Origin of the sequence: Rhizobium mongolense USDA 1844, from assembly GCF_000419765.1 — a bacterium.
Taxonomy (GTDB): domain Bacteria; phylum Pseudomonadota; class Alphaproteobacteria; order Rhizobiales; family Rhizobiaceae; genus Rhizobium; species Rhizobium mongolense.
In genome coordinates this window covers 1-25766 of record NZ_ATTQ01000040.1, presented here as the reverse complement: position 1 = coordinate 25766, position 25766 = coordinate 1, and the positions used below count along the sequence as shown (strand labels likewise).

Here is a 25766-nt window from a genome sequence, read left to right as displayed (position 1 = left end):
CAAGCTCCGGTCCTATGATGCCGCCAGGCGCGACCTCATGCCCGGTGTCGAACACCGGTCGCACAAAGGCCTCAATAATCGAGCGAAAATTCGCACCAGCCGACCCGACGACGCGAAAGGACCATGAAACGCTTCAAGTCGGCACGCCAGCTTCAGCGGTTCGTTTCCGTCCATGATCCGATTGCCAACCTGTTCCACTTTCCCCGCAATACGCTGTCATCGGCTCAACATCGAGACCTGCGTAACGCCGCCATGCAAATCTGGAACAAAATCGCGTGTGTCGCCGCAGCCTGACAGCCGTCCCGGCCAGCTATCGCTGCATCAATCCGCTGATAACTTTACAGTGCCCACTCGACATGTTTGAGTTGCTAATGCACTCTCTGATTGTTGCCAATGAGGAGGTTGCGACCGTCGATGATGAAACACCGTCCCCTGCAGAGTTGGCACGGGAGACTGATATCAAGGTGCCAAGCCGACATCTCGGTTTGGCGATGAGATCGGAAGCGCTTTTTAGTCGCGGATCTCCCTTGAATTTGCCGGCGTCGGTATTCGCCGGTGCCACCGTTCCTGTAGGGGGGATTCTCGATCATCCTGTGATCGTCAGAAGCTCATCATCCAAGCCATAGCGAACGATCTTAAGGCAGCCCGCGCGTCCGTCGCACTCGCAAACAAGATCGCGCGCATCACTGGGCTCTGATTAGGCGATTTGCTCCGCGGATCTCATCGTGGCCACGGCTGAAAGCCAAGTAACAGGCCGGACATATGACCGCACCGTCCTTATTTGGGAAATGCACGAGGAAAGATCGTGCCAAGCGGGCCGTTCCAAAGCCGTATTGTTCGGCCAGCAGGGCGAACATCTCCTTATCCAGATTGAGAGCTTTGCCATCTGGCGCGGGAATGCTGATGCGGAACAGGTTCGAACGAGAAGCCAGGCTCCAGGCCGCGCCACCCGGCGCTTTCGATCACCAGACCGTGATCTGAGGCGATCTATCTGCAAGCCTCAGCATGCGGGGCCTGGATTTGCTCGCAGGTGGCGGATGTCAAACGGGTGATGCGGTTTGCTTTGCTCATTCGGAAACACCTTTGTGGACCTGATAGACCATGCCGAGCGATATGCCGAGATCGCGGGCGATCTTTGCTGGGTCCCTGACCGTGTTGCAGGCGAAGCAGGATTTCTGCGCGATCAATCTTCGGTGGCCACCAGTCTTAACAAAGTCGATGTCAACGGTCTCAGAGCACGTTGGTATATAATGAGCCGCTCGCAGAATACGGCCCAATCCCACGCCTCATGACTGTCATTCCCTCTAAATTAACGGCAACGCCTATGTTACTCCGGCCCCAAACTAAGAAGGATTGTCGATTATTGCGTGTAAGCGTAGCCAGCGATTTACGCCGGTAACTCAGTAACCGTGCGTAATCCGATCATTCCCGCTTCGGATCACCCGGCACCGGAGCTCGGCTATCGGATTGCCCTACCGTCAGCTCGACCCGATCGGCGCACCAACACGTTTCCGAGTAGCTTATCGGTAAGCCATCAGGATCGACGTCCGTCTTCCGAGTGATAAGGAGCGGCCGCGAGACTGGTTGGAAAAGTCTCCGCGCCTCATCTTCCGTCGGAGGTCGTGAACTGATGCGCGTTGAAAGTCGAATATAGTCTTGGATGCCGTATCTCTGATACGTTTTCGTCGTGCTGTTCAGTTCCGTGTAGATGGAAGCAACATTGGGGAACCGAGCAGTTGGGAAGTAGACGTCGCTCACCGCGATAATGACGTCGTTTGCAAACGAATCCACATCGATCTGCGTCACCATTTCTCCGCTGGCAAGTTTTAGTGCGTCTCTCACCGTGTCTGGCGGCACGATCTCGCAAGCGCTCACTACGCGATATGTGGGATCGCGTTTCTGATCCAACAGGTTCTGCGAGAAACGGGTACGCTCCGAAATGCGATAGTGCACGATCTCATCGTGTACAAACGTGCCTCGCCCCTGCTCGATCCGAACAAGGCCCCTCGCCTCAAGACGCGCCATGGTTTGGCGGATCGTGTGCCGGCCCACGAAGAAGCGCGCCATCAGCTCTGGCTCGGTCGGCAGCTTCGAACCAGGCGGATAGCGGCCAGCCACAAGCTCCTCGGCAAGCACCTCCTCGATTTGCTTCCACACGGCCGGTCCAGGCTTTCGGCCGAGCTTTCGCCTGTCATCATTCTTTCGGGTCTTACCCACCATAGCGCACACCCAATTTTTCGACGAAATTTGGCATAATTGTCTGCTTTGTCTTATGTTTGTAATCATCCGGACGTTTATGTAGGTCGCAGTTTATCCCGCGACACATGGTGACGACGTCGTGTTTAACAGAATCAACAATTTACCCGAGCGATCGAGAAAAGGAACTCCTCACATGCTTCAATCCCGATCAAGGACGATGACAGCAGCAGCCTTGGGCATCGCCGTCTTCACAGCATCGCCTGCCTTCAGCGCGACACTTCGCATATCGCATAATCTTGGCTACGGCGGTCGGGAATCGCTTGATCCCGTTTCGCCAACGAGATTTTTTGAAGCAAACCAGATGATTTATGATCAACTGGTGCGCGCTGGCGTGGATGGACTACCCAGTTCTAGTTTGGCCGTTTCCTGGAGCAGTTCGCCCGATTTCATAACATGGACGTTTAAGCTAAGGAGCGGCGTGCGGTTCCATAACGGCGAACCGTTTACTGCAAAAGACGCTGCCTACTCCTTGCAGAGGACCCTCAGCACCAAACTATCCAGCCCGGTCCGCTCCGTCCTAGGAATCATGGATAAAATCGAAGCCGTCGACGACACGACACTGCAAGTAACGCTCAAGCAAGCCCATGCGGATTTCCCCATTGTCCTCATGGATTATCGCGTACGTATGGTGTCCTCAAAGGCGTTGGGCGGGGATCCTGATGCAGTCAATGATAGTGGCATTGGGACAGGCCCCTATAAACTCTCGAAGCTCGATCCGCGGGGCACGACTGTGCTTACGGCCAATCCGGACTATTGGGATGGAAAACCCGGCGCAGAAGAGGTCGACATTATAGCGATTTCCGACCAGGACGCCCGAAACCAGGCATTGTTGGCAGGCCAGATCGACATGGCCGAAGTCACTCCTAACGAGGTTGGCCTTTTCTCCACCAACAAGAACTTTGTCGTGCAGCAGGTTCCGGCCGGCCTCTGGAATCCGATTGTAATGCGCACTGACACGCCGCCCTTCCACGATGTGCGTGTGCGAAAAGCATTGCGTATGCTTGCCGATCGCAAAGCCTTGCTCCGGTTGGCTGTTGGCGATGGGAATGGAACAGTCGCCTGCGATGCACCTGTGTGGTCTGGGGACCCTTACTATAACTCCAATCTTTCCTGCCCCGCCGACGTGGAAGGGGCAAAGAAGCTGCTCAGCGACGCCGGATATCCGAACGGGCTGACGCTCGATCTTTATACATCGTCGGCACAGTCGATTATGATTCCCATTGCCGAAGCCTATCAGGCTCAGGCCGCCAAGGCTGGCGTAAAGGTGAACGTTCGTGTCGTGCCGTCAGACGGATATTGGACGAATGTCTGGATGAAACCCAACCGGCCATTCGTCGTCGGCAACTGGGGGCAACGGCCAGCAGACCAGGTGTTGAACGAAGTATTCCGTTCCGGCGCGAAGTGGAACGAAACCGCTTGGAATCGTCCTGACTTCGATGCTCTGCTCGACGAAGCCAGGCGCAGTAGCACCGTAGAGCAACGTAAGGAACTCTACGGGAAAGCGCAGGCAATCCTTTCCGAGGAGGGGGGGGCTTTTATCCCGTTCTTCAAGAATGAGATTCGCGTTTACAGCTCATCGTTGGGGAGCGTCGATAGGCTTCCGAGCATCATGTTGTCCTGGAACAAGATCACAAAGAAATAGGCGTTGACCTCATGACTTTATTGCATGCGCTTTTTTCACGCATGCTATCGTTGGTCGTAGTCTTGTGTGTATGCTTCGCTGCACTTGAGACTCTACCCGGCGATGCGTGCACGGCTTTTCTGGATCAGGATGCCCAGGACCCGGAATTGCTGCGCAATTGCCGGGTCCAACTCGGCATCGACCAGCCTGCTCTCATCCGCTTTGGGGAATGGGCTGGGGCACTGCTCCATGGAGAGCTTGGAACATCTCTCAGCCGTGAGCGTCCGGTCACGGAAGTGATTGCGCCGCAGCTGCGCAATACGATCCTCCTGGCGGTATTGGCGGCACTGGTCGCAATCCCCGTCTCGATAGTGCTTGGCATTCTAGCCGCTGTTCGGCGCGGCTCGACTTTCGACCTCGGAGTGTCAGCGTTTTTTCTTGTTGCGATGACACTGCCGGAGTTCGTCATTGCGACGGTCCTGATTTTTATTTTCGCGATTTCCTTGCAATGGCTGCCGGCGATTACTGTGGTTCCAACGGGCGCTCCCATTCTCGAAATGCTTCCGAATGTGGTGCTTCCAGTCGCGGTTTTGTCGCTTGTTATGGTCGCACACACGATGCAGGTGGTGCGGACCCGCGTCATTGAAACCATGCAAAGCGGTTTCATCGAAGCAAGCCGTCTTCGAGGTCTATCGTTTCAGCGGGTTCTTCTCGGGCATGTGCTTCCAAGCGCTCTCCCCCCGGCACTCAACGTCATTGCGCTGAGCTTGGCCTCGCTGCTCGGCGGCGTGATCGTCATCGAACGCGTTTTCAACTATCCCGGGCTCGGCACACTGACGCTCCAAGCGATCCATGATCGGGATATGCCGTTGGTGCAGGGCGTCGTCGTTATATTCACACTGACCTATATCGGGCTAGGTTTGATTGCCGATCTGATCTCGACATTGCTGGACCCGCGTATTGCGCGCAGGAGTGAACAGTAATGACAAACAGGGACTCACTCGCAACGACATCCAACTCTTTTGCGACACAGCCACAGAATAACGCGATCGACAGGTCATTTTGGAAGCTCCAAAAAAGGATTGTCTCCACACCTGCTGGCGCAATCGGGCTAGCCTTTGTTCTCTTTCACGCAGCGATTGCCCTAGCCGGTCCCTGGGTTGTTCCCCATGACCCGCTTGCGCAGGATCCGGCTGCGATATTGGCGGCGCCAAGCCTAACACATCCGTTTGGAACAGACCTCTTGGGGAGGGATGTTCTGTCACGCACGATTTTGGGCGGGCGTATCGCAATCGCCGTCACAGCCTTGGGAGCGCTTCTTGCTGTGATCGGCGGCGCCATCGCAGGAATAGCTGCGGCGATGCGAGGAGGCATTTTCGATAGCGTCATGATGCGGCTCGTTGAGGCCGTTGGCGCGCTGCCCTACCTATTGTTCCTTTTACTCCTTGCCAGCTTTTTCACAGGAGGAGCATTCGCACTCATTCCTGCTCTCGCCGCCTTTTACGGGACCGCTGTCGTACGCGTCTCAAGGGCTGCGGCTCTGGGCGTGGTCTCTTCCGATTTTGTTGCGGCAGCTCGCGTTCGAGGTGAACGGTCATCGACCATTCTGTTTCGCGAAATCGTGCCCAACGTGCTGGACGTCATCATCGTGGATGGTGCGATACGGTGGGCCGGCATGCTGCTTGGTTTCAGTTCGCTCTCATTTCTGGGTTTCGGTGTGGCGCCGCCAACCCCCGACTGGGGGCTCATGATCTCGGATGCTCGTAACGTCATGGCTATTGCGCCCTGGGCTGCCCTCTGGCCTTGCACTGCACTCTCAACATTGATCCTCGGCGTCATCTTCCTTGCTGATGCCGCGGGAAAAGCCGTCGGTCTTCAATCCCCAGAAAGAGAACCGATACCCGGAGGATCAAGCCAATGACACACGTCCTCAACGTCGAACCTTGTAACCTAATTGATATTCGCGATCTCTGTGTGGAGACGGCGAACGGCGATGAAAAACTGATACTCGACGATATCAACCTTCGCGTTCGCAAGGGAAGCGTGCTTGGCATTGTTGGCGAGTCAGGCAGTGGAAAGAGCACCCTGGCGCTCACGATGTTGGGCCATCTCAAGCCAGGTCTTCGGCACGTGTCCGGGCACGTCCTGGTAAATGAATGCGATACTCTTCTGGCATCCCAGACGAAGCTGAGTGAACTGCGGCGCCGCGTTGTCGCCTACGTACCCCAAAACGCCGGTCTATCTTTGACCCCCACCAAACGCATCGGTTCTCTAATCGGAGAAGTCCTCCAGATTGGCGGAGAAAAATCGGCAAAACAGATCAAGGCGCGTGTCATAGAACTGCTGAAAGCAGTGCGCCTTGCGAACGCTGAAGAGATTGCAACCCGTTACCCCTACCAATTGTCCGGCGGGCAGCAACAAAGATGTGCGATTGCAATGGCAATCGCCAGCTCTGCCGAATTGCTGATCCTCGACGAGCCGACCTCGGCTCTCGATGCTACGACTCACAATGAACTTCTCGCATTGCTTCGCACGCTCATGGAGGAACGGTCTTTGACGCTGGTATGCGTCACCCACGATATGCGCGTCGTCTCACGCCTTTGCTCCGATATTGCTGTGATGCATCAGGGAAAGCTCGTCGAGCAAGGGAATACCGATTGGATCTTGCGAAAACCGCAACATCCCTACACACAGAAGCTGCTGAAGGCACAGCCCTCGTGGCGAGGGCAACAAGGCACGCAATCCCAGTCGGCCCAAAATCGAGGTGGTGGCTCCACAAAAACACTGGACATCCGTGATCTGGCCGTCAGCTATTCGCGCGGATCCATTCTTCCGAAGCTCTGGCCTCTGTCGCGTTGTGCCGTGGCGTCTCCTGCCATTCAAGACATTACCTTTTCTGTTCAGGCGGGCAAAATCGTCGGCGTGATCGGCGAGTCAGGCTCTGGGAAATCTACTCTCCTCAGAGCGGTCGCTGGCGCATCATCGATACAGAATGGTCAAATCCTTCTCGCGGAAACGCAGGATCTTGCGCGGTTAGGGAGCAGATCCATGGACCTGCGCCGCAAAATTCAGCTTGTGTGGCAAAATCCGCTTGCAGCGCTTAACCCGCGGCAAACTGTCTTTGAAGCCATAGACGCTCCTTTGCGCCTTTATTTCGATCTCTCTACCGCACAGCGGCGAATTCGTGCCGGCGAGCTTCTGGGCCTGGTGCAACTCACGCCAGACTTTCTCCATCGCTTGCCCGGTGAGTTATCGGGAGGACAGGCGCAACGTGTAGCGATTGCCCGTGCCTGCGCCGCCGAGCCGGATATCATGCTCTGTGACGAGATCACATCAGCGCTCGACATATCCGTCCAGGCAGCAGTGCTCGATGTCATCATGGGTATTCGCGCTCATACAGGTTGCACTTTCCTATTCGTGTCCCATGATCTTGCGGTGGTGGCCTCGATCGCGGACGAGGTCATTGTTCTTCACAACGGCCATATTTGTGAAGCGGGGGCCACTGAACAGGTTCTGGCCACCCCCAAACATCCGTACACGCGATCTCTCATTGAGGCCTTTGGCCATATGCCGGAGATGGAGGTTCAATCACGGGCGGACACCGATGGGAACCGGCGCCCGGTAGGATCGCATGCATGAATACGCGCTGCGGAGCGCCCGTTTACGGGCACAGAATTATCTTCGGGACCGTCGGACACGGTAAAGCGAAAATAGGCTGGAAAGATAAATGCAAGAACTAATCTCACACAACTCGTCAACGGAGAGATCAACATGGATGAGCGTTCTTTCTCGCAGTGACCGAGATCATCTGACATCGCTGGTGAAAGATGTAACCAACGTTCCATTTGTATGGCTTCGCAAACCCCAGGTTGGACTCGTCATGGTGCGTGGCCGTGCAGGCGGTACGGGGGCAGCGTTCAATCTCGGCGAGATGACGGTGACGCGCTGCGCCTTGCAGTTGGAAGATGGCACGGTTGGCCAAGGATATGTGCAAGGTCGCGATAAGCGGCATGCGAAATGCGCGGCACTTGTCGACGCTCTTCTTCAGCAAGAGGGTGAGCATAAGTGTTTGCTCGAGTCGGTCATTGAGCCACTAAAAGAGCGGCAAGCTGAGCGCAAGCTTGAGCAAAGCCGCAAGGCGGCCGCCACAAAGGTCGAATTCTTCACCATGGTGCGCGGAGGGGATCCGGAATGAGCTTGCAATCCTCGGGCCACTCTTCGCTTCGCTCAACTCTGAAGCCGGGTCTTAACGATCCAATTTTCGACGCTCAGGCGGTATTTCGTGCTGCGCTCTTGGCCACCGCCTATCCCGGTCGCACAATTGCTCTCGACCGCAGCCTGGACGCGCCGAAGCCACTAGACTCGTCCACCGCGCTGCTCTGCCTGGCATTGATGGATTTCGAGACACCGGTTTGGCTGGACCAGCCCACGACTGCAAGCGACGTTCCGAATTGGTTGCGTTTCCATTGCGGCTTGCCCATTGCGGCAGAGCCGGCAGTCGCAGGGTTTGCTCTGATAACCAATACCGGCAACGTTCCCCACCTTCACCAGTTCCATCCAGGCGAACTTCAATACCCAGACCGTTCGGCAACAGTGATCATTCAGTTGCCGGCGTTAACCGGGGGACCGGAAACCATTTGGGCAGGCCCAGGCATTCGCGAGAGCACAACAGTAGGCCTTGCCGGTCTTCCGTCCTGGTTCTGGTCGGACTGGGAGCTCAATGCGGAGTACTACCCGCTCGGCGTCGATGTATTTTTTACGTCCGGAAACGCTCTAATCGCCCTTCCGCGTACAATAAAAGTGGAGGCATAGATGTCCTATGTCGCAGTCAAGGGTGGCGAGCGCGCTATCCTTAATTCCCATAAGCTGATCGCGGAGAATAGACGCGGCAATCGGGAACTCTCGGAACTGTCACTTGACCACATCAGTGAACAGTTCAGCCTCGCGGTAGACCGTGTGATGACGGAAGGCTCCGTCTATGATCGAAAACTTGCAGCGCTCGCCCTCAAACAAGCACAAGGGGATGCTTTTGAAGCGATCTTCCTGTTGCGTGCTTTTCGCACGACGCTGCCCCGTTTTGCGGTTTCCGAGCCGATTGATACTTCCAAAATGACCGTGCGCCGGAGGGTCTCCGCCACCTTTAAAGATATTCCTGGCGGCCAGGTACTCGGACCAACCTACGACTATACTCATCGCCTGCTCGATTTCTCGCTCTCAGCCGAAGGCAACGATGACTCGATTGAGGCCGACCGGGCTGAAGAAGCACTCGATCCCGCAATGCCACGCGTGATGGACATTCTTGATGATGAGGGACTCGTCGAAGGCGAGGGAGATCATGGCGTTGGTGAGGTCTTCGACCTGACCCGTCAGCCGATGAGCTTTCCCGCTGGGCGCGATCAGCGTCTGCAGAACCTTGCGCGTGCGGATGAAGGATTCCTTCTTGGCCTCGCCTACTCAACCACCCGCGGTTATGGCGGCGCCCACCCCTTTGTGGGTGAGATGCGCTTAGGGGAGGTTTTGGTAGAAATCGTGCCGGAGGATCTCGGCTTTCCGATTGCAATTGCGGAAATCACGGTCACCGAGTGTCAGACGATCAACCAGTTCATGGGGTCAGTCAAGAAACCGCCGCAGTTTACTCGCGGCTATGGCCTCACCTTCGGACATTGCGAGCGCAAGGCCATTTCCATGGCGCTGATCGACCGGGCGCTGCGAGCACCGGAACTGGGAGAGGATGTCCGTTATCCGGCTCAGGATCAAGAATTCGTTCTTCCTCATACGGACAATGTTGAGGCCAACGGCCTCATCTCTCACTTCAAACTGCCACATTACGTCGACTTTCAGGCCGAACTGCAGCTCTTACGTCGATTGCGCACCGAACACGACGCAGCAAAGTCTCAGGAGCCCAATCAATGACAACAAATCAAGAAAGCGAACACGACCTGGACGATAACGAAGGCTACAATTTCGCCTATCTCGATGAGCAAACAAAGCGCATGATTCGGCGCGGCCTTCTGAAAGCGCTGTCAATTCCGGGGTATCAGGTGCCGTTTGGCGGCCGGGAAATGCCGCTGCCATACGGTTGGGGCACTGGCGGCATTCAGGTCACAGCAAGCGTCATCGGTCCAGACGACCGGCTCAAGGTCATCGACCAGGGCGCCGACGACACGACCAATGCTGTGTCGATCCGCCTTTTTTTTCAGACGGTGGCCGAGGTTGCCACGACCGAGAAAACCCGAGAGGCGACTATCATCCAGTCACGGCACAGGGTTCCGGAGACGTCTCTGAGCGAAGGCCAAATCCTCGTCTATCAGGTTCCCACGCCCGATCCTCTCAGCAAAATTGATCCACGCGAGACTGAAACGCGAAAGATGCATGCCTATGCAGAGTATGGCGTCATGCAGGTCACGCTCTATGAAGATATCGCCCGCTTCGGGCATATCGCCAAAACATATGACTACCCGGTTCTGGTCAATGACCGGCACCTGATGTCGCCAAGCCCGATTCCAAAGTTCGACAATCCCAAAATGCAGGATAACCCCGCCATTCAGCTCTTCGGTGCAGGTCGTGAGAAGCGCATCTTCGCGATCCCGCCCTACACGACAGTCAAAAGCCTCGATTTCGACGACCATCCATTTTCGATCCAGAGCTGGAGCGGGTGTTGCTCATTGTGCGGCTCCACCACTTCCTATCTGGACGAGGTGATCACTGACGACAAGGGCGGACGCATTTTCGTCTGCTCAGACACCGATTATTGCAACGATCGCCAAGCACAGCAGCAGAGCGCTAACGGCAGTGAGGAGCAGCCATGATCTCGTCTGCCAAACTCACCGCGCCTCCTCCACTTCTCCAAGTGAAAGGCATCAGTAAGTCTTACGGCAGCCAACTTGGATGCCAGGGTATCTCCTTCTCCGTTCGACCGGGTGAAGTGATGGGAATCGTCGGCGAAAGCGGTTCAGGCAAGTCTACACTGCTCGCCTGTATCTCTGGACGTCTTCAACCGGATACCGGCTCCTTGATCTATAACATGAAGGATCGCGGGCCAGTCGATGTTCTGGCTCTATCCGAACCTGAACGTCGGCGCCTGGCTCGAACCGATTGGGGGATCGTGCACCAAAATCCTCGTGACGGTCTGCGAATGGACGTCACCGCCGGCGGCAATGTGGGCGAGCGGCCGATGACAATTGGTGCGCGTCACTATGGCAACATCCGTTCCGAGGCTCAGGACTGGCTCGACAAAGTTGAGATCGACCTTTTCCGTACTGACGACAAGCCGAAGACGTTCTCCGGTGGCATGCAGCAAAGGTTGCAGATCGCCCGTAATCTCGCCACCCGACCGCGTCTCGTGTTCATGGATGAGCCAACCGGGGGGCTCGACGTCTCGGTTCAGGCGCGTCTGCTTGACCTCCTGCGGGGTCTCGTGCGCGAGCTCGGCCTCGCGGTCATCATCGTCACTCATGATCTCGCGGTGGTGCGTCTGCTGGCCGATCGGCTGATGGTCATGCAGCGAGGCCAGGTCATTGAAGAGGGCCTAACCGATCAGGTGCTCGACGACCCGCATCACCCCTATACGCAACTACTCGTCTCGTCGGTGCTTCAAGCGTGAAGGGTAAGAGAAAGTAACATCATGCCTATACGCTTGTATGCCAAAGGCCTCAGCAAGACCTTCACACTCCACACGCAGGGGGGAGCAAAGCTTCCTGTCTTTCATGAGATCGATTTCGCGGTCAAAGCCGGTGAATGCGTCTGTCTGCACGGACCGTCCGGAGCCGGGAAATCGACACTCCTGCGCTCACTCTATGCAAACTACAAACCTGATAAAGGTCAGATCGTTGTCGAACATGGCGGGGAAGCCGTCGATCTACTCGCTGCCGAGCCGTGGGAAATCGTTGAAATCCGCAGGTGCACCATTGGTTACGTCAGCCAGTTCCTGCGGGTCATTCCGCGTGTTTCAACGCTCGACGTCGTTGCCGAGCCCGCGATCTTCATCGGTACGCCGCCCGATGTGGCGCAAACCGCCGCACGCTACCTGCTGACCCGGTTGCGGATTCCGGAACGGCTATGGTCATTGGCTCCGGCGACCTTCTCTGGCGGTGAGCAGCAGCGCGTTAACATCGCTCGCGGCTTCATAGTCGATTATCCTATTCTCCTTCTCGACGAGCCTACCGCCTCGCTCGACTCCGCCAACCGGCGGACCGTGGTTGAGTTGATCCAGGAGGCCAAAGAACGTGGAACGGCCGTCGTAGGCATCTTCCATGACGAGGAAGTTCGCAACGCAGTTGCCGATCGCTTGTTTGAAGTTGGGAAAATCGGCGATGCGACAACCGTTTCGCAGCTGGAAAAGGACAAGACAACGCGCTTCGGAGCGTTGGCCGGATGACGAGGCAGTCCATCGGGCGACGTTATGCGCTCTATTATACCCCGATCCCGGAGCACCCGTTGATCGCGGAACCGCGGCGGTACGGCTTTCATGCGACGCTGAAAGCTCCATTTCACTTGGCGCCGGGAACAAGCCGTCAAGAGCTGGAAAGCGCAATACGGAGTTTCGCCGCAAGCCAACGGCCTTGCCCAATCGGACCGACGCGTATCGCCACGCTGGGAAGCTTCTTCGCCCTAATGCCACGTGCGACGGCACCCTATCTGCAGAGTTTTGCTTCGCGGATTGTAACAGAGATTGATCGTTTCCGTGCGCAATTGACGGCGGAACATTTGCAAAGACGGCTTAGGTCCCGTCTGGACGAGGCGGAAAAGACCCATTTGGTGCAATGGGGCTATCCCTACGTACACGATCGCTTCCGATTTCACATGACGCTGACAGGCGAGGTCAAGGCGGAGGATTACGGATCGGTGGCGCAGCAGCTCGAAAGGCAATTCGCTCCGCTACTTGATGAGGACTTCCGTATCGACGCCATCACACTATTCGAACAGGAAAACAGCGAGTGCGACTTCTTCGCGGTTTCCAGATTCGAGTTCCAGCATTCGCGTGGCGGAGGGCTATCGAATGCTTGATGCACCAAGGTCACAAGGAACTCTGGTTCTTGTGGTTGGCCCGAGCGGATCGGGTAAGGACACCCTTTTGAAACTCGCGAACGACGCCTTAGCAGACGATGAGCGGTTCCGTTTCGTGCGGCGGATCATCACGCGGCCTGCCACGGAGAACGAAGAGAACATTTCCGTCTCTGAAGAACAGTTCCAGCAAGGGCTGGAAGATGGACAATTTGCCGTGCATTGGCGCGCCCATGGGCTCTTCTATGGCTTCCCGACGCTTATCGACGACTGGCTGATGTCGGGACGGATCGTGGTAGCCAACGGTTCTCGTTCCATCCTGGCACAGGCACTCGCGAAGTATTCCTGTTTGAAAATCGTGAGCATCGTCGTTCCTCCAGAGTTGCTCGCTCAGCGGCTTAACCGGCGCGGTCGAGAAGGAAGCGACGCCGTTGCCGAACGATTACGCCGTGGCGCCTCATTCAATCTAAGCAGATTCAGCGTCGATGAAGTCGACAACACCGGCCCACCGTGCGCGGGTGCCAAAACCCTCGTCCACAAGCTCCTCGCGTATGCGGGCCGAGTCGATGGCAAAAAGTATTTCGATTCCAACAAAGGTTAGAACTATGCCGAGTAAAAAGCTCATCTTGATCATGATTGACGGCGTTAGTGCAGACTACTTCGAGACGCATAGAAATCGTCTGCCCAATCTCTTCCAGCTTGCGGAGCGAGGATATCGTGTCAACCGCATGAAGTCGCCTGTTCCAGCGGTATCCATGCCAGGACGGGCCTCTCTCCTAACGGGGGTAGCCGCCGACAAGCACGGTATTTATGGAAACCGTTTGCGGCAGGAGGGGCGCTTCAACCCGGCGGACGCGAAGGATGTTCGCGTACCTACGATCGCAACGTTGGCGAGTTCCGCAGGCCTCGACGTTGCGTGTATCGGGCATGCGCTGATCAAGCCGGAAGATGTTTCGCTGTACGTTCCCCCCTGCTGGATGAGGGGAAGCGACTTCACCAAGGTGACCGCAACGGGGCGGGACGTATCGCTGTTGCAGATCAAGGATCCACATCAACGTCTCGCAGGTATTGCGTTGCCATTCGGCGACAATCCCTCGATATCCGATACGGCGATGGGCACGGCCGAGTATCTTATTGCCGATCGAAAAATCGTCGCTGCCGCTGCGGCTCTCCTGCGATCGAATTTCGCGCCCGACGTAATTATTACTGAGATTAACGCCACCGACTCGGCCCAGCACTTCTATGGTTACGAAAGCGAGGAGGCACACTCAGCCGCGGAATTTGCCGATGGTCTGGTAGGCCTATGCCTGGACAGCCTTCGCCATAACGCGACGGGAGATCAGTACAATCTCGCAATCGTCAGCGACCACGGACATGGGGCAAATTCCAAGACGATCTACGTCGATCGCGTCGTTCCGAACCTCGTTTACGATACCGAGGGATCGACCGTTCACGTCTTCGTCGATTCGTCGTCTGAACGAGCTTATGCAGAAGAGAAGCTTACGTCAGTCGGTGCAATACCTTTGGATCGATCCTATCTGCCAACGGAACTACGGGATTGTGTCGTTACTTTTGCCGCCCCCTCAGGTTGCAATTTCGCCAATGCGCCGGGCGATGTGCCGGCAGATTCTGTCGTCGGCGACTCTTATTACAAGTCGATGCACGGGCGGCGACCGGGCGATCCGGCAGACGACCGCTTTTGTCTATTCTTCGGAACTGACGTGCCTGTAGGCGTTATCGAAACCGCAGATGCAGAAAGTTTTGCTCCGACAGTGAGCGCTTTGCTCGATCTACCTTTGACCTCGTTCCCTGGCCGCCCGCTGTTTACTCCCTCGGTAAACCCGCGATCCCTTTAATATTGACTTTGGATATCCCTCAGGAAGGAATTCGCAGATGGCGACTGAGAGTGTAATCACCGGGACAAAAATCATTCTACCCGGCGAAATTATCGCTGAAGGTAGCGTTCATATAACCGACGGCCTGATCTCAGATATATCATTTGGCAGAAGCAATGTGCCGAATGCGATCAATCTGGATAGTGGATATTTGGCACCCGGATTGATCGATCTTCACACGGACAACCTCGAAAAGCATGCGTTACCGCGGCCTGGAGTACGCTGGGACGCTTTGTCGGCAACGGTTGCGCATGATGCGGTCATCGCCGCCGCCGGGATCACGACAGTATTCGATTCTCTATGTATCGGCTCGACGACACGTGCCATGGGCCGATCCGACGACGACCGGTCGGCTATCGTACCGACCCTGATCGACAGCATCGGCGTTGCAAAATCTCGCGGCCTCCTACGCAGTGATCACTTTCTCCATTTGCGCTGTGAGGTAACCGATGCGGACGTCATTCATCAATTCGAACCGCTCGCTGACAATCCCCTGCTACGGCTGATTTCTGTCATGGATCACGCACCGGGATATCGTCAGTCAGCCGATCTCGATCGGTTCCGGGAGATGCAGATTGCGCGCTACGGATGGACGGCTGCTGATGCCGATCGGCATATTGAGGAATGGATGGACGCATCCAAAACGGTTGGCCCCAAAAACCAGGACCGGATCGTTAGCCTAGCCCGTTCGCGAAACCTTCCCGTCGCCAGCCACGATGACGAAACCGCCGAGCATGTTCACGACGCGCATCGCACGGGCGTGAAAATATCGGAGTTCCCCACCACACCTGTTGCTGCGGCGACAGCGCGAGGCGTGGGAATTCAAATTGTCATGGGAGCACCGAACGTCGTGCGGGGAAGTTCCCACTCCGGCAATGTCAGCGCGAGAGACCTGGCAATTGCCGATCATCTCGACATACTCGCGTCCGACTACGTGCCTGCCAGTTTGCTGCACGCCGCATTCCAACTGTCCAAGGATCCGGTCGGCATGCCTCTGTGGAAGGCCGTTGCGACAGTTAGCTCGACGCCTGCCAATATCTGCGGACTATCCGACCGGGGAGCGATAAAAGCAGGTCTTCGCGCCGATTTATGCCACTTCGTCGAAATCGATGATAAGCCCGTTGTTACCCGGACATGGAGCAATGGGCGCGCAGTCTTTTGATATAGCATGCGATGGCGAACAGCGTCAGTCGAAGCACCTCCGATCTGCACATATGTCGTGGGCCAATTGGCGCTGGCGGCCAGCATGGTTGTGCAAAGCCATATCCTGCGGAAGCTGGCAGGCTATCGGGGGCAAAACAGCTCTGCTCGGTGCGAGGCGACGGCTGTTTCCGCCGGATGGGACGGCCGCCGCGCGACATCGATGAGCCGGACTGGCCCAAGATTGCAAGCGAACTGAAGCGCAAGGGCGTGACGCTTAATTTGCTGCGGCAGGAATACCGCGAGACCCATCCGAACGGCTATGGCTACACGTGGTTCTGCTGCCGCTTTGCCGAATTCGAGAGCCGCGTCAAACCCACCTATCGCAACCGTCACGTGGCGGGCGTTGCGATGGAATGCAACTATGCTGGGCACACGATCCCCGTCATCGATCCGTCAACCGCCGAGATCACGCAGCGCAGATTTAGTAGCAGTGTTGAGCGCATCGCAATTGGACGTTCTCGTATGCGAGCTTCTCCGAGAATTTGCATCGGCTTGTTCGTGAGTTCGGTTACGCCTAGCGGTCGGCAGAAGAGTGTGCGGCGACAGAGGAAGTGAGTAATTTCCTCAAGACAGAACAAGGTTCTCCAGTTTTCAGACCAAATGTGGACTCGCTGTCAGGAGAGGTTATCCTCGCCAACAGCGATTTGTACTTCTGCCGGAGTCGATTCCCACACAACCAGTATCGGTTTTCCGTGAGTTAAAAAGCATATCCGCAATCTATGCTCAGGCAGGAGTGCAGGAGTACAAGCGTGGTGGCACCAATATCAGGTCGCGGCTTCGACCAATGACGAAGCGCGGCATTTTGAACCAACCAAAATCCCGCCCGATCTTCGTGACGAAAAAGACGGACATCGCCCTCGATAGCACCGTTATTGCTACTCAGAAACTCGGTGCATTGAGCCAGAAGGCGAATGGTAGCTGATCAGTTCAAGAGAAACGCAATTTAACGTAACCGCTGTTTTGCTCCCACCTTGCCGGCCGTGGCCTGATCTGTGATCGACGTTCCATGGACGAGCGACAAGGAGTTTCTCCATGGAGACTACGTTGGAGGTTCTCACGACGCGGCGAGGTCGACGTGAGGCGCACCGCCACTGGCCTGATGAGGTGAAGGCGCGGATTGTGTCGGAGAGCTTGCGTCCGGGGGTGACGGTGAATGAGGTGGCGGACCGATATGGGCTGAAGGCTAACCACCTGTCGTCCTGGCGAACGCCGGCGCGGCAGGGCAAGCTGGTTCTGCCTGAGCCGGAAGACGCAGTCGAATTCGCGGCCATGGTTGTCGAGACTCCCGCGCCGGAGCCGCCGACTGTCATAGCAGTTTCCCGGGCCGAGATTGTCGTCGGTCCTGTCACCATCCGTCTTGAGGAAGGTGCGCACAAGGACCCGTTCACTGGAACGGTCTTCGTGTTCCGGTCTCGCAAGGCAGACCGACTGAAGCTGATCTACTGGGATGGCTCTGGCATCGTGCTGGCCTACAAGAGGTTGGAAGAGCACACATTCACCTGGCCCGGCATCAAGGATGGACTGATGACGCTGACCCACGCCCAGTTCGAAGCCCTGTTTGCGGGGCTTGATTGGCGTCGGGTTCATGCCGTCAGGACGAGAACGCCGGAGGCCATCGAATAGCTGCGGCACGATGACTCAGGACGGCTAATTCCAAAGGCAAATCGGCGTGGGATTTGGTAGGTTCTGGCCATGCTGGACGCCGCCGATCTTCCCGATGATGTTGCCGCTTTGAAGGCGATGCTGATCGCAGCCCAGGCACGCGAGGCAGGCAAAGACGCCCAGATGGCCCGCAAGGACGAGCATATAGCTCGGCAAGAAGAGCGGATCGAACGGCTTGAGACGCTGGTCGCGGCGCAGTTCCGCGTCATCGTCACCCGTCGCCCCAAATATGCGTGCCGAGCCTGCACCGATGGCGTCGTTCAGGCCCCGGCTCCGGCTCGCCTGATCCAGGCAGGCCTACCGACGGAAGCGACCGTCGCCCATGTGCTGGTCTCCAAATATGCCGATCATCTTCCGCTTTACCGTCAGGCCCAGATCATCAGCCGCCAGGGCATCGATCTCGACCGCTCCACGCTTGCCGATTGGGTCGGCCGGGCTGCGTTCGAATTGCGTCCAGTCTTCGATGCACTGATTGCCGACCTGAAGCGCTCAACCAAACTGTTCATGGACGAGACCCGTGCCCCGGTTCTCGATCCCGGCTCGCGCAAGACCAAGACCGGATACTTCTGGGCACTCGCGCGGGATGATCGCCCCTGGGGCGGCGGTGCTCCACCAGGCGTCGCCTTTACCTACGCTCCGGGTCGCGGGGGCGTTCATGCCGAGCGCATACTGCAGGACTTCTCCGGCATTCTGCAGGTCGATGGCTATGCCGGATACAACAGGCTGATCGCACCTGACCGAGTCGGCGCGGACGTCCGGCTTGCCTATTGCTGGGCACACGCTCGTCGCAAGCTTGTGGAGATCACCCGTAATGGAACAACACCGATTGCCGAAGATGGCGTGAAGCGGATCGGTGAACTGTATCGGATCGAGGCCGAACTGCGAGGCCTTCATCCGGAGGCTCGCCTCGCCGGGAGACAGGAACGATCAACGCCACTGGTCGAAGACATGCAGACCTGGCTTGCCCATCACCGTGCCCGTGTCGCTGGCAAGTCGGCGCTCGGCGAAGCTCTCGCCTATATCGCCAAATACTGGGATGGCCTGAAGCTCTTCCTGACCGACGGCCGCATCGAGATCGACAACAACAGCGTCGAGCGAACCATTCGGCCAATAGCCTTGAACAGGAAGAATGCTCTCTTCGCCGGGCACGACGCGGGAGCGGAGAACTGGGCGACTATCGCCTCGCTGATCGAGACCTGCAAGCTCAATACCGTCGAACCGTTTGCGTATTTGACGAGTATCCTCACCGCCATCGTGAACGGCCACAAGCAAAGCCAGATCGACGACCTATTGCCGTGGAATTGGATGAACAAAGCAGCCCAAATTTAGCGGCCTTTTTGGTTTGAAGGGCCGAATCTATCTGTTCTCCGCAGCTCAGTGACGGGGTCATGAGGCCGAACAGTTATGGTGCGTTGGCTCCGGTAAGTCCTGCCAAGATCAGAAACAATTTCAATTTCGCAAGCGACCTTGGCTGGGGCAACGATGGAAACCTTGATGGTTGCATTCGCGAGCCACACTTGCGGCATCGAATTTGCCTCCATCATTCGCAGAACCGCGCCCGATAATACTCCTCTGACGCGGCGATGACGCGACTGTCAGGAGTCTCAGTCGCGTCCCTCAGCTTGAGCTGAAGTTGGCCTTCGCCGAGACGTTCGAGGAGCGTAACGTACTGGCCCAAGGACCAATAACCATCGTGATCATTGTACCGGCTAACAAATGTTCCAAGGATGTCGTGGCAAATCCCTTTGAACTGGCTTCTTCTGGACATCTGGAATCTAACTCTTTCACAACGACCAGAGGATATAGAAGCACTTCCCGATAGCAACGACTCTGGCTCTATTACGTCTCTACAACGTTCCCTGATATTAGTGGCAAGCCTTTCAATCCACTCGCTCGCCCATGGAGAAGCTCGATCAGAGACCTGTAAGCAAGACAATGTGGGTCCGGAACATCGGTTACAATTTAACTTTGTGCCACGAACCTCTTCGACGACATGAGAAACCCGACGGTCAGAAAAGCAATAATACTCAACGCTGCTGTCACGAGCAGAAAGGAAATGGCGCCAACGCCGCCCAGCCTCTCGATGCTAATCGCAAGAATGAACGGCGCCACGGAGGCGATGGTCAGGCGAACGGTAGAGATGCGCCCGAGGCGAGCACCGTACGCCGCCTCACCGAATAGAGCCAGAGGGAGCGTGCCGCGGCATATACTGGTTAGCCCAGAAGCGAAGCCGAATACGAAAGCAAATCCAATTGCTCCCAGCGTCAGCGGGTAACTTGCAGCAAGAATTGCGAGGGCCGCAAAGACAAGTACGCAGGAAATCAGCGTAAGAACCAGCGCATTCCACTTTGCAATCGAACCGATTGCAACGATGCGAACGAGCACCTGAGCAGGTCCAAACACGGCTGATATTAGGACCGCCGCCGGACCCAATCCAAGTGCCCCGAGCATCGGCACCATCAGGCCGAGAATCGCCGAAAAGATGAAAGTGGTGAGCGTGAAGCCCAGAGTCACCAAGATCATCACGAGACGATGTCCATCAGGTTTCAATCCCTCCGTCGAATTCTCAACGGCTTGAGACACGGAGTGCGCGCGGTCACTCAGGTGCGCGCACGATCGGCGGTTCAGCCAAAAATGGACAGGGGCCGACACTGTCAGATTGATTATTGCATAGGCGGCCAAAGCCCACCTCCAGGACATAATCTGCATTAAATATTCTGTTGCAGGCCAGAATATTGCCGAAGAAAATCCAACGATCAGCGTTAGTTGCGTGATATGCTTGCGAGCCGTCGCGGCGTGAAACTGAGCCAAGAATACGAAGGCTGCCTCATAGAAAAGAAATACCGATGAAATCTGCATCCCAATAAGGCCGAAGAGAAATAGGGCCGCAGATGGCGAACTCGCGGCGATCGCCAAGCTGACAGCAGCGGCGATGGAGGCCACGCCCATTAACCGCCCCGCGCCATAGGTGTCCATGAGCCTGCCGGCTGTAGCAGGCAAGAGGGCGGCAATGAAAAGCGCTAGCGAGAACGCACCATAGACCCAAGAGGCGGGCACGGAGAAGTCTTCGGCGACGTCACCCGAGACGATCGCCACGCTATAATATAGCGTTCCGTAGCTAAGGATTTGTACGAAACCAAGGACGAAGACGATCGCTCCGGCCCGAGGGATAATTGATACGCTGTTAGTTCCACATGCGCCAGCTATGGTGTTCCTAGTCGAGCGTTTGTTGCCGAGGCTAAACATCCCACGCCCCCTAAACGACCAGCCGTTCCCCCTGCCAGCCGAATGGCGAGTAGGACATATCGGGTTCAAACCCTCGATCGTCCACAATTCTGCCAAGTATCGCGTGGCCGACAACCAAATTGTGTTTGTGAGAGAATTGCGGCACATCGCATAAAATAATGGCAACCATCCCCGCTGCCCCGGCACCGAATACGCGGCGGTTTATCTTTCCAAATCGATGGAATCCCTCGATGACACCATTCGCCTCGCGAAGATGAACATCGCCATGAATGACCTCGCCTTCGTGAAGACCCCGAAGGCGCCACGGCCCGGATGTTAAAGCCCATGCAGGGTCAGCCACGCGGTCGCGCGTGGCCTTGTCGATACGAGATGCGACGCCTTCACTCAGTTGCCGGACGCATTGAATGATAGTGTGGGTTGCGTGGTGATCACGACTCATCTCCAGATCATCTCCTCTGCACATGCCAGGCTGTCGACCTGAATCGCAGTTCGCCAGGGCTACGATGTGCGAAGAGGCCCCCGATCATCTCAAGAATCTCGTGCCACAAACCTGGATCAGTCTGGCTGGGAATGTCGTGCGAGCCTGCCCAATAATTCACATACTGCTCCTTCGACATCGGTATCGCTTCGGTTATTCCCATCGCGAGGCAACTGCCGAAGCTTGGGTGTTGTCCGAGCATAGCCTCGTAGGTATCCATCTGTGCCATTATTGGAGGCCGCGCGCGTTTAAGAGCCGGAGCCATCCTGCGGATGCGGTTCTCGATTTCGATGTGGAATGGATCTGTGGTCAGATCCAGTAGATGATAAGTAATCGAGAAGTGCCCTCTTGGTTTGAGTATCCGGAGGCTTTCACGGACCGCCTCCTGCGTTTGAGTCCAATGGAATGAAGAACTGTAGCAAACCCAGTCGAGCGAGAAGTCCGGAAGGGTGGTGCTCTCCCCCGGCGCATTTATCCAGGTAACTTCCGGATACTTTGAACTGGAGCGACTTCCGACCGCCACCATCTCAGCGTCTGGATCGATGGCGTACCCGCGTAGACCCAACTCCGCCAACGCGTATGCAATCGCGCCTGTGCCCGCGCCGACATCGGCAAAAATGGGCTCTGGGGATGATCGACGCACGTGATCGACGAGCCACTCGAGCAATAATCCCGAAAAGGGCGGCCGTCTTGTGTAGGTATCCGCCACTAGGGAAAAGTTTCCGAACGTTTGTTTGTGATGATGGGTCATGGAGTTACTCCCGCTCTTGTTCTGATGATCTTCGAACAGCGGTCCAAGTCGCGGCACCGAACTGTCGCTTGAATGTCGACCCAGCATGTTTCGCCGTGGCCGCCCCTAGGCACACGGAACCCGACATCGTATTCCCGCACACAGTGCCCTCGAACGCGTAATGCCTTGTCATCGGGTCGCCTGCGAGCTCGCTTGTCAGCGATACCACTGGGCCTAGGATCCGACCGCGCGAGGGGCCCGACGACAGATCCCCAACATGGCGCCCAGTAATGTCGTTTCCCAGCTGCTCGAGGCCCCACCGATGCTGTGATGCTCCGTAAAGAAATGAAATCGTTAGATCCCACGTACCGCCGACATTTACGGACGGTTCTTCTGGGGGCCGACCATGCCCATCAGGAGGATCGGACAGGCTGGTGAGAATAGAATCAGCAACGATCCGCGCCTCCTCGATTGAGAGGTTGGTCGGATCGACGATGATTCGTCGTGGACGCAGCCAGTAATCATGCAAAACAATGCGCGGCCGAGATTTCGATAGACGGTTTGCTAGCAAATAAGCGGTAGGCAGATAGTCCAGATCGGCCCATGAGATAGCGAGCCTCGGATTGCAAAAAGCGCCGTCCGGTTCGAGAATCTCAGTCTCGACCAGCGGGCTTAACCGAAACTGTTCTATCATGGCCTTGATACATTCGCGCCAGTTCAACATCCTGCTGGTCAGTTCCTGGTCTTGCACCCAGCGCTCCAAAGCGACATAGGCAGCGACCATTTCATCCTTCCCAACCTTCATGGATCGGCCGAATGATTGATGCGGCGGACCATTCAAAAAGGCGGCCCGGCAAAGCGCTTCGTTGCCAATAAGGAAGCCGGTCGACTGGGGGCCGCGGATATACTTGCCGCCTGAGTGAACGATCAGATCCGCGCCGCCGGCGAGCCACTCATTTGGAAATCTTGGGGCAAGCCCGGCGGCGTCGACGATGAGGGGTATCCCCTGGCGATTTGCGAAGTCGGCGGTTTCTTCGAACGAGAGGGTTGAAATACCGAGGTCATGGCCGACCAAGCAAATTGCGGCAGCGCTTTCCGTGGAGTATTTTTCGATTTCGGACGAAGCTTTGATGGGTGTTACTGAGCACCCTACGGCCCTGATTGCGTGCTCGTAGGGCATTCGTTGATCATCGGCGACCAAGACAGTCTTTCCGAAGTCGTGCGGCAGTAATAGCATTTTCTCGGGATTGTTTCCCACCAAACATGCCGCCACCGCTAAGCTCAGAGCCGCGACACTCCCTGCGGTCACGACTCCCCACTCCGCGCCGGTCAACCTTGAAAGACGGTGCCCGATGGCTTCTTGCAGTTCGTCGACGTCGACGAAGGCTTCACTCGCCGCAATCATAGCCGCGAGGACTTCGGCAGTCTGATTGCAACCGCCATAGCTAGTGCGGACGCCCGTGCAATTGATTATCGGCTCGACGCCGAGCTCGCGATAGATCCAGCCTGGAGTCCGAGCTGCCGGCGCCGAGCGTTCATCCCCGAGCGGCGAGATAATGGTTCGAACGCTCATGTCAGTGTCCTCCCGACCAGCGTCGCCGACCCCCCACGGCAAAGAGCGCGATGACGACAGCCTCGTTCCGAATCCCGCTGAAAGAATCACCGCTTTCTGTGGAACGAGTGACCTCGTCATTTTGAGCTGTCCTTCCTCTCATTTGCGGCGGCACCGTGCCGCCGGCGGATCATTTCCAGGCATTCAGAGAGTCAACCAGGCGTGCAAGACCAAATCTCGAGTTGGTCGATCGGGATCCTATATGAGAGCCGAAGACCCATTGGGTCGCCGAAAGCGGTGCCCGACCCTCCTACGACGCCTGCTTGCGACAGCAGCGCGTAGACGACATCGTAGGCAGTTCTGGTGGGACCGTTCGAGAGCACCGGGTGCAGCAGGTCCGAGAGGTCGAGATAGTAGAAACCGCCTCGGGCGCGGGGCGTCGGCACACGCTCCAGGGACGAGAGAATTTTCATCCCCTGCTGCCTGGAGCTCGCGATTTCCGCGCGGAGCTGTCTTTCGTAGCTGCCGTCCCCTCGCTCCAGATGCGCGCGGACAGCGTGCTGCGCGATGACGTTCGGGTTCGATGTCGTATGGCTCTGCTGGGCCTTGACCGCGCTGATGAAAACCTTCGAACCTGCTAGATAGCCGATCCGCCACCCCGTCAGCCAGGGTCTTGGAGAATACATTGACGATCAGCGTTCGCGAGCGGACTTCCGGCGACACCGAGACGATTGGGTGATGGACGTGCGTCGAGTGCGTCAAGGCACCGTGGCACTCTTCGAAGATCACCCAGAATTCGTGTTCGATCGCGAGTTCAGCGATGCCGGCCAGGGTTGCGCGTTCGTAAACCACTCCCGTGGGGTCTTTTTCATAGTGTCCGTTCGTTGTATTCGGAGCAGTCGATGCCAGTCGTGTCATTGTCATCACCTCTTTATAAAGCTGACGTTCAATGACTTTGGTGAAGTAATCAAGTGGCCTAAATAATATATGATCCTCTATATTATTCTTAGAATCCTATATTCTAGAATATATCACGCAGAGGAAAGCGGTTACTCGATATAGGAGAGAATGTAGGAGATCTTATATCCTAAAATATATCCTTCATGCGTATCGAAGGCGATCGCAGTCTACTCATTGATTGATCTTCTCTCATTTGTGCTGCAGCTACGGAAGTCTGCACTGGGCGCAGCGGATGGCCGCGCGTCATATAGCCAATTGGCGCGACCCTGTAAGGGCCGCTCCCCACACTTTCTGTCAAGGGCAGGGCGTTGCCCTTGTTCCGATCTTCCGCGCGATTTTCAGGGCAACGCCCTTTTTCGGAGCGGGAAGAACGGCGGCAGGCTTGCGCCTGCCGGCAGAGCTTTATGAAGGTGCATGAGGGGAGCGAAACCGCGATGATAGGCGCGCAGCAAGCGACAATTCCCATGTTGTGATCGGAGAGACGTAGAGGGTTCCGGCTTCCTGGTTTTCACCAATGGATATCGCCAATGAACGCTCGCCAGGCGGGATCGCTGAGAGCGATAATAGCCATCCAAAAAGCTGAACGCGAGAATGACCCAGGGATCGGTGATGCCAAAAGCCATGATGATCGTCAGCATTGCGGAAGCTGCCATCATGAGGCTGCGACCGACGATCATGACCATACGCCGGCTGTAATTGTGGGCAATCGCGCCGACGAAGACCGCCAGAAAGAAGGCCGGCAGGGTCGAGGACGCTTGCACCAGTGCGACCATCAGATCCGAGGTTGAAACCGTCGCCATCAGCCAGCTGAGTTCAGCTTCCGAGACTGCAATAAGCTTTCTTTTCATGTTCAATGCGCCGATAGGGAGTGTCCCGCTCCATCAGGATGTGAATAAGGGTGAACAGCCGACGGGCTGCCTCCAGATCGATATCGATCTTGGATCTGAGGCGTTCTCTGAGCAGTTCGGATGGCACCGTAAAGTTAACCGACGGCTGATGAAGATGTGCGTACATGGGCCATGTCAGAAGTTGCTCGTGATCCGCTTTATCGTCGCCACCGCGTTCCCGCTGAGATCATTGCGCACGCGGTATGGCTCTACTTTCGCTTTCCGCTCAGCCTGCGCATGGTTGAGGACATGCTGGCGTCCCGCGGTATC

Annotated in this window: 26 protein-coding genes and 4 pseudogenes; 21 read left to right on the top strand and 9 right to left on the bottom strand. The window is 56.6% G+C overall.

Going from position 1 to position 25766, the window contains the following annotated elements:
• Positions 1-294, top strand: a pseudogene (locus A3C3_RS42130) (DDE-type integrase/transposase/recombinase); the annotation flags it as partial.
• Between the two features lie 1128 nt (positions 295-1422).
• On the opposite strand, the gene phnF reads toward A3C3_RS42130, so the two are convergent.
• A complete protein-coding gene (gene phnF, locus A3C3_RS40305) occupies positions 1423-2220 on the bottom strand; it encodes a phosphonate metabolism transcriptional regulator PhnF (protein ID WP_022719090.1) in 798 nt (265 codons plus the stop codon).
• 196 nt (positions 2221-2416) lie between these two features.
• Here phnF and A3C3_RS0134605 point away from each other — a divergent pair, with 196 nt between their 5' ends.
• From A3C3_RS0134605 to tnpC, 19 genes and pseudogenes are all read left to right on the top strand, one after another.
• Positions 2417-3901, top strand: coding sequence for an ABC transporter substrate-binding protein (locus A3C3_RS0134605; protein WP_167521890.1), 1485 nt, complete (start codon positions 2417-2419; stop codon positions 3899-3901).
• Positions 3902-4047: 146 nt separating this feature from the next.
• Positions 4048-4863: an ABC transporter permease gene (locus A3C3_RS0134600; RefSeq protein ID WP_167521891.1), complete on the top strand. Its 816-nt coding sequence runs from the start codon at positions 4048-4050 to the stop codon at positions 4861-4863.
• A pseudogene (locus tag A3C3_RS48805) lies at positions 4863-5081 on the top strand (hypothetical protein); the annotation flags it as partial. The gene A3C3_RS0134600 and the pseudogene A3C3_RS48805, both read left to right, overlap by 1 nt.
• A 42-nt stretch (positions 5082-5123) precedes the next feature.
• Positions 5124-5801: an ABC transporter permease gene (locus A3C3_RS0134595; RefSeq protein ID WP_198019872.1), complete on the top strand. Its 678-nt coding sequence runs from the start codon at positions 5124-5126 to the stop codon at positions 5799-5801.
• Positions 5798-7519, top strand: a complete 1722-nt coding sequence (locus A3C3_RS40300; RefSeq protein ID WP_022719086.1) for an ABC transporter ATP-binding protein — start codon at positions 5798-5800, stop codon at positions 7517-7519. The genes A3C3_RS0134595 and A3C3_RS40300 overlap by 4 nt, the downstream gene beginning before the upstream one ends.
• Before the next feature lie 136 nt (positions 7520-7655).
• A complete protein-coding gene (gene phnG / locus A3C3_RS0134585; protein ID WP_022719085.1) occupies positions 7656-8075 on the top strand; it encodes a phosphonate C-P lyase system protein PhnG in 420 nt (139 codons plus the stop codon).
• Positions 8072-8692, top strand: coding sequence for a phosphonate C-P lyase system protein PhnH (gene phnH, locus A3C3_RS0134580; protein WP_022719084.1), 621 nt, complete (start codon positions 8072-8074; stop codon positions 8690-8692). Before phnG ends, phnH begins: the two co-directional genes overlap by 4 nt.
• Positions 8693-9793 (top strand): carbon-phosphorus lyase complex subunit, encoded by a 1101-nt coding sequence (locus A3C3_RS0134575; protein ID WP_022719083.1) that lies wholly within the window; start codon positions 8693-8695, stop codon positions 9791-9793.
• Complete coding sequence (locus A3C3_RS0134570; RefSeq protein WP_022719082.1) at positions 9790-10689, top strand: alpha-D-ribose 1-methylphosphonate 5-phosphate C-P-lyase PhnJ; 900 nt, start codon at positions 9790-9792, stop codon at positions 10687-10689. Before A3C3_RS0134575 ends, A3C3_RS0134570 begins: the two co-directional genes overlap by 4 nt.
• On the top strand, positions 10686-11483 hold the full coding sequence (gene phnK / locus A3C3_RS0134565; RefSeq protein ID WP_022719081.1) for a phosphonate C-P lyase system protein PhnK: 798 nt from the start codon (positions 10686-10688) through the stop codon (positions 11481-11483). Before A3C3_RS0134570 ends, phnK begins: the two co-directional genes overlap by 4 nt.
• Before the next feature lie 21 nt (positions 11484-11504).
• Positions 11505-12257, top strand: a complete 753-nt coding sequence (phnL, locus tag A3C3_RS40295; protein ID WP_022719080.1) for a phosphonate C-P lyase system protein PhnL — start codon at positions 11505-11507, stop codon at positions 12255-12257.
• Positions 12254-12886, top strand: coding sequence for a DUF1045 domain-containing protein (locus A3C3_RS40290; protein WP_022719079.1), 633 nt, complete (start codon positions 12254-12256; stop codon positions 12884-12886). Before phnL ends, A3C3_RS40290 begins: the two co-directional genes overlap by 4 nt.
• Entirely contained in the window at positions 12879-13484 is a 606-nt protein-coding gene (gene phnN / locus A3C3_RS40285) for a phosphonate metabolism protein/1,5-bisphosphokinase (PRPP-forming) PhnN (protein WP_022719078.1), read from the top strand. Before A3C3_RS40290 ends, phnN begins: the two co-directional genes overlap by 8 nt.
• Positions 13450-14739: an alkaline phosphatase family protein gene (locus A3C3_RS40280; RefSeq protein WP_183906892.1), complete on the top strand. Its 1290-nt coding sequence runs from the start codon at positions 13450-13452 to the stop codon at positions 14737-14739. Before phnN ends, A3C3_RS40280 begins: the two co-directional genes overlap by 35 nt.
• A 37-nt stretch (positions 14740-14776) precedes the next feature.
• The gene (locus A3C3_RS0134540; RefSeq protein ID WP_022719076.1) at positions 14777-15940 is read left to right on the top strand and encodes an alpha-D-ribose 1-methylphosphonate 5-triphosphate diphosphatase; all 1164 of its coding nucleotides are present in this window, start codon (positions 14777-14779) and stop codon (positions 15938-15940) included.
• Positions 15941-16116: 176 nt separating this feature from the next.
• Positions 16117-16536, top strand: coding sequence for a transposase (locus A3C3_RS0134535; protein ID WP_022719075.1), 420 nt, complete (start codon positions 16117-16119; stop codon positions 16534-16536).
• A 229-nt stretch (positions 16537-16765) separates the two neighbouring features.
• Positions 16766-16903 carry a hypothetical protein gene (locus tag A3C3_RS45745; RefSeq protein WP_156890804.1) on the top strand — a complete coding sequence of 46 codons (138 nt, stop codon included), beginning with the start codon at positions 16766-16768 and terminating at the stop codon, positions 16901-16903.
• A gap of 110 nt (positions 16904-17013) precedes the next feature.
• Positions 17014-17604, top strand: a complete 591-nt coding sequence (gene tnpB / locus A3C3_RS44475) for an IS66 family insertion sequence element accessory protein TnpB (RefSeq protein WP_145611462.1) — start codon at positions 17014-17016, stop codon at positions 17602-17604.
• A gap of 69 nt (positions 17605-17673) precedes the next feature.
• The gene (tnpC, locus tag A3C3_RS0134525) at positions 17674-18972 is read left to right on the top strand and encodes an IS66 family transposase (protein WP_022719073.1); all 1299 of its coding nucleotides are present in this window, start codon (positions 17674-17676) and stop codon (positions 18970-18972) included.
• A gap of 633 nt (positions 18973-19605) precedes the next feature.
• Here tnpC and A3C3_RS0134515 read toward each other — a convergent pair.
• The 8 genes and pseudogenes from A3C3_RS0134515 to A3C3_RS44460 all read right to left on the bottom strand — a co-directional run bounded on the left by A3C3_RS0134515 (position 19606) and on the right by A3C3_RS44460 (position 25623).
• A complete protein-coding gene (locus tag A3C3_RS0134515) occupies positions 19606-20889 on the bottom strand; it encodes an MFS transporter (RefSeq protein ID WP_022719072.1) in 1284 nt (427 codons plus the stop codon).
• A gap of 10 nt (positions 20890-20899) precedes the next feature.
• Complete coding sequence (locus A3C3_RS46370; protein WP_022719071.1) at positions 20900-21328, bottom strand: hypothetical protein; 429 nt, start codon at positions 21326-21328, stop codon at positions 20900-20902.
• 7 nt (positions 21329-21335) lie between these two features.
• On the bottom strand, positions 21336-22118 hold the full coding sequence (locus A3C3_RS0134505) for a class I SAM-dependent methyltransferase (RefSeq protein WP_022719070.1): 783 nt from the start codon (positions 22116-22118) through the stop codon (positions 21336-21338).
• A 4-nt stretch (positions 22119-22122) separates the two neighbouring features.
• Complete coding sequence (locus tag A3C3_RS40270; RefSeq protein ID WP_022719069.1) at positions 22123-23670, bottom strand: PLP-dependent transferase; 1548 nt, start codon at positions 23668-23670, stop codon at positions 22123-22125.
• A gap of 191 nt (positions 23671-23861) precedes the next feature.
• A complete protein-coding gene (locus A3C3_RS47610; protein WP_051154560.1) occupies positions 23862-24335 on the bottom strand; it encodes an aminotransferase class I/II-fold pyridoxal phosphate-dependent enzyme in 474 nt (157 codons plus the stop codon).
• A gap of 40 nt (positions 24336-24375) precedes the next feature.
• Positions 24376-24567, bottom strand: a pseudogene (locus A3C3_RS48310) (hypothetical protein); the annotation flags it as partial.
• A 380-nt stretch (positions 24568-24947) separates the two neighbouring features.
• Positions 24948-25457, bottom strand: coding sequence for an MFS transporter (locus A3C3_RS48800; protein WP_022719068.1), 510 nt, complete (start codon positions 25455-25457; stop codon positions 24948-24950).
• The gene (locus A3C3_RS44460) at positions 25423-25623 is read right to left on the bottom strand and encodes a UPF0262 family protein (protein ID WP_084797116.1); all 201 of its coding nucleotides are present in this window, start codon (positions 25621-25623) and stop codon (positions 25423-25425) included. Before A3C3_RS44460 ends, A3C3_RS48800 begins: the two co-directional genes overlap by 35 nt.
• Positions 25624-25628: 5 nt before the next feature.
• Here A3C3_RS44460 and A3C3_RS40260 point away from each other — a divergent pair.
• Positions 25629-25766 (top strand): annotated as a pseudogene (locus A3C3_RS40260) (IS6 family transposase); the annotation flags it as partial.

Coding starts and splice junctions, on each gene's coding strand:
- phnF (WP_022719090.1), bottom strand. CDS start 2,220: ATGGTGGGTAAGACCCGAAAGAATGATGACAGGCGAAAGCTCGGCCGA.
- A3C3_RS0134605 (WP_167521890.1), top strand. CDS start 2,417: ATGACAGCAGCAGCCTTGGGCATCGCCGTCTTCACAGCATCGCCTGCC.
- A3C3_RS40300 (WP_022719086.1), top strand. CDS start 5,798: ATGACACACGTCCTCAACGTCGAACCTTGTAACCTAATTGATATTCGC.
- phnG (WP_022719085.1), top strand. CDS start 7,656: ATGAGCGTTCTTTCTCGCAGTGACCGAGATCATCTGACATCGCTGGTG.
- phnH (WP_022719084.1), top strand. CDS start 8,072: ATGAGCTTGCAATCCTCGGGCCACTCTTCGCTTCGCTCAACTCTGAAG.
- A3C3_RS0134575 (WP_022719083.1), top strand. CDS start 8,693: ATGTCCTATGTCGCAGTCAAGGGTGGCGAGCGCGCTATCCTTAATTCC.
- A3C3_RS0134570 (WP_022719082.1), top strand. CDS start 9,790: ATGACAACAAATCAAGAAAGCGAACACGACCTGGACGATAACGAAGGC.
- phnK (WP_022719081.1), top strand. CDS start 10,686: ATGATCTCGTCTGCCAAACTCACCGCGCCTCCTCCACTTCTCCAAGTG.
- phnL (WP_022719080.1), top strand. CDS start 11,505: ATGCCTATACGCTTGTATGCCAAAGGCCTCAGCAAGACCTTCACACTC.
- A3C3_RS40290 (WP_022719079.1), top strand. CDS start 12,254: ATGACGAGGCAGTCCATCGGGCGACGTTATGCGCTCTATTATACCCCG.
- phnN (WP_022719078.1), top strand. CDS start 12,879: ATGCTTGATGCACCAAGGTCACAAGGAACTCTGGTTCTTGTGGTTGGC.
- A3C3_RS40280 (WP_183906892.1), top strand. CDS start 13,450: ATGGCAAAAAGTATTTCGATTCCAACAAAGGTTAGAACTATGCCGAGT.
- A3C3_RS0134540 (WP_022719076.1), top strand. CDS start 14,777: ATGGCGACTGAGAGTGTAATCACCGGGACAAAAATCATTCTACCCGGC.
- A3C3_RS0134535 (WP_022719075.1), top strand. CDS start 16,117: ATGGGACGGCCGCCGCGCGACATCGATGAGCCGGACTGGCCCAAGATT.
- A3C3_RS45745 (WP_156890804.1), top strand. CDS start 16,766: ATGACGAAGCGCGGCATTTTGAACCAACCAAAATCCCGCCCGATCTTC.
- tnpB (WP_145611462.1), top strand. CDS start 17,014: ATGGAGACTACGTTGGAGGTTCTCACGACGCGGCGAGGTCGACGTGAG.
- tnpC (WP_022719073.1), top strand. CDS start 17,674: ATGCTGGACGCCGCCGATCTTCCCGATGATGTTGCCGCTTTGAAGGCG.
- A3C3_RS0134515 (WP_022719072.1), bottom strand. CDS start 20,889: ATGTTTAGCCTCGGCAACAAACGCTCGACTAGGAACACCATAGCTGGC.
- A3C3_RS46370 (WP_022719071.1), bottom strand. CDS start 21,328: ATGAGTCGTGATCACCACGCAACCCACACTATCATTCAATGCGTCCGG.
- A3C3_RS0134505 (WP_022719070.1), bottom strand. CDS start 22,118: ATGACCCATCATCACAAACAAACGTTCGGAAACTTTTCCCTAGTGGCG.
- A3C3_RS40270 (WP_022719069.1), bottom strand. CDS start 23,670: ATGAGCGTTCGAACCATTATCTCGCCGCTCGGGGATGAACGCTCGGCG.
- A3C3_RS47610 (WP_051154560.1), bottom strand. CDS start 24,335: ATGTATTCTCCAAGACCCTGGCTGACGGGGTGGCGGATCGGCTATCTA.
- A3C3_RS48800 (WP_022719068.1), bottom strand. CDS start 25,457: ATGAAAAGAAAGCTTATTGCAGTCTCGGAAGCTGAACTCAGCTGGCTG.
- A3C3_RS44460 (WP_084797116.1), bottom strand. CDS start 25,623: ATGTACGCACATCTTCATCAGCCGTCGGTTAACTTTACGGTGCCATCC.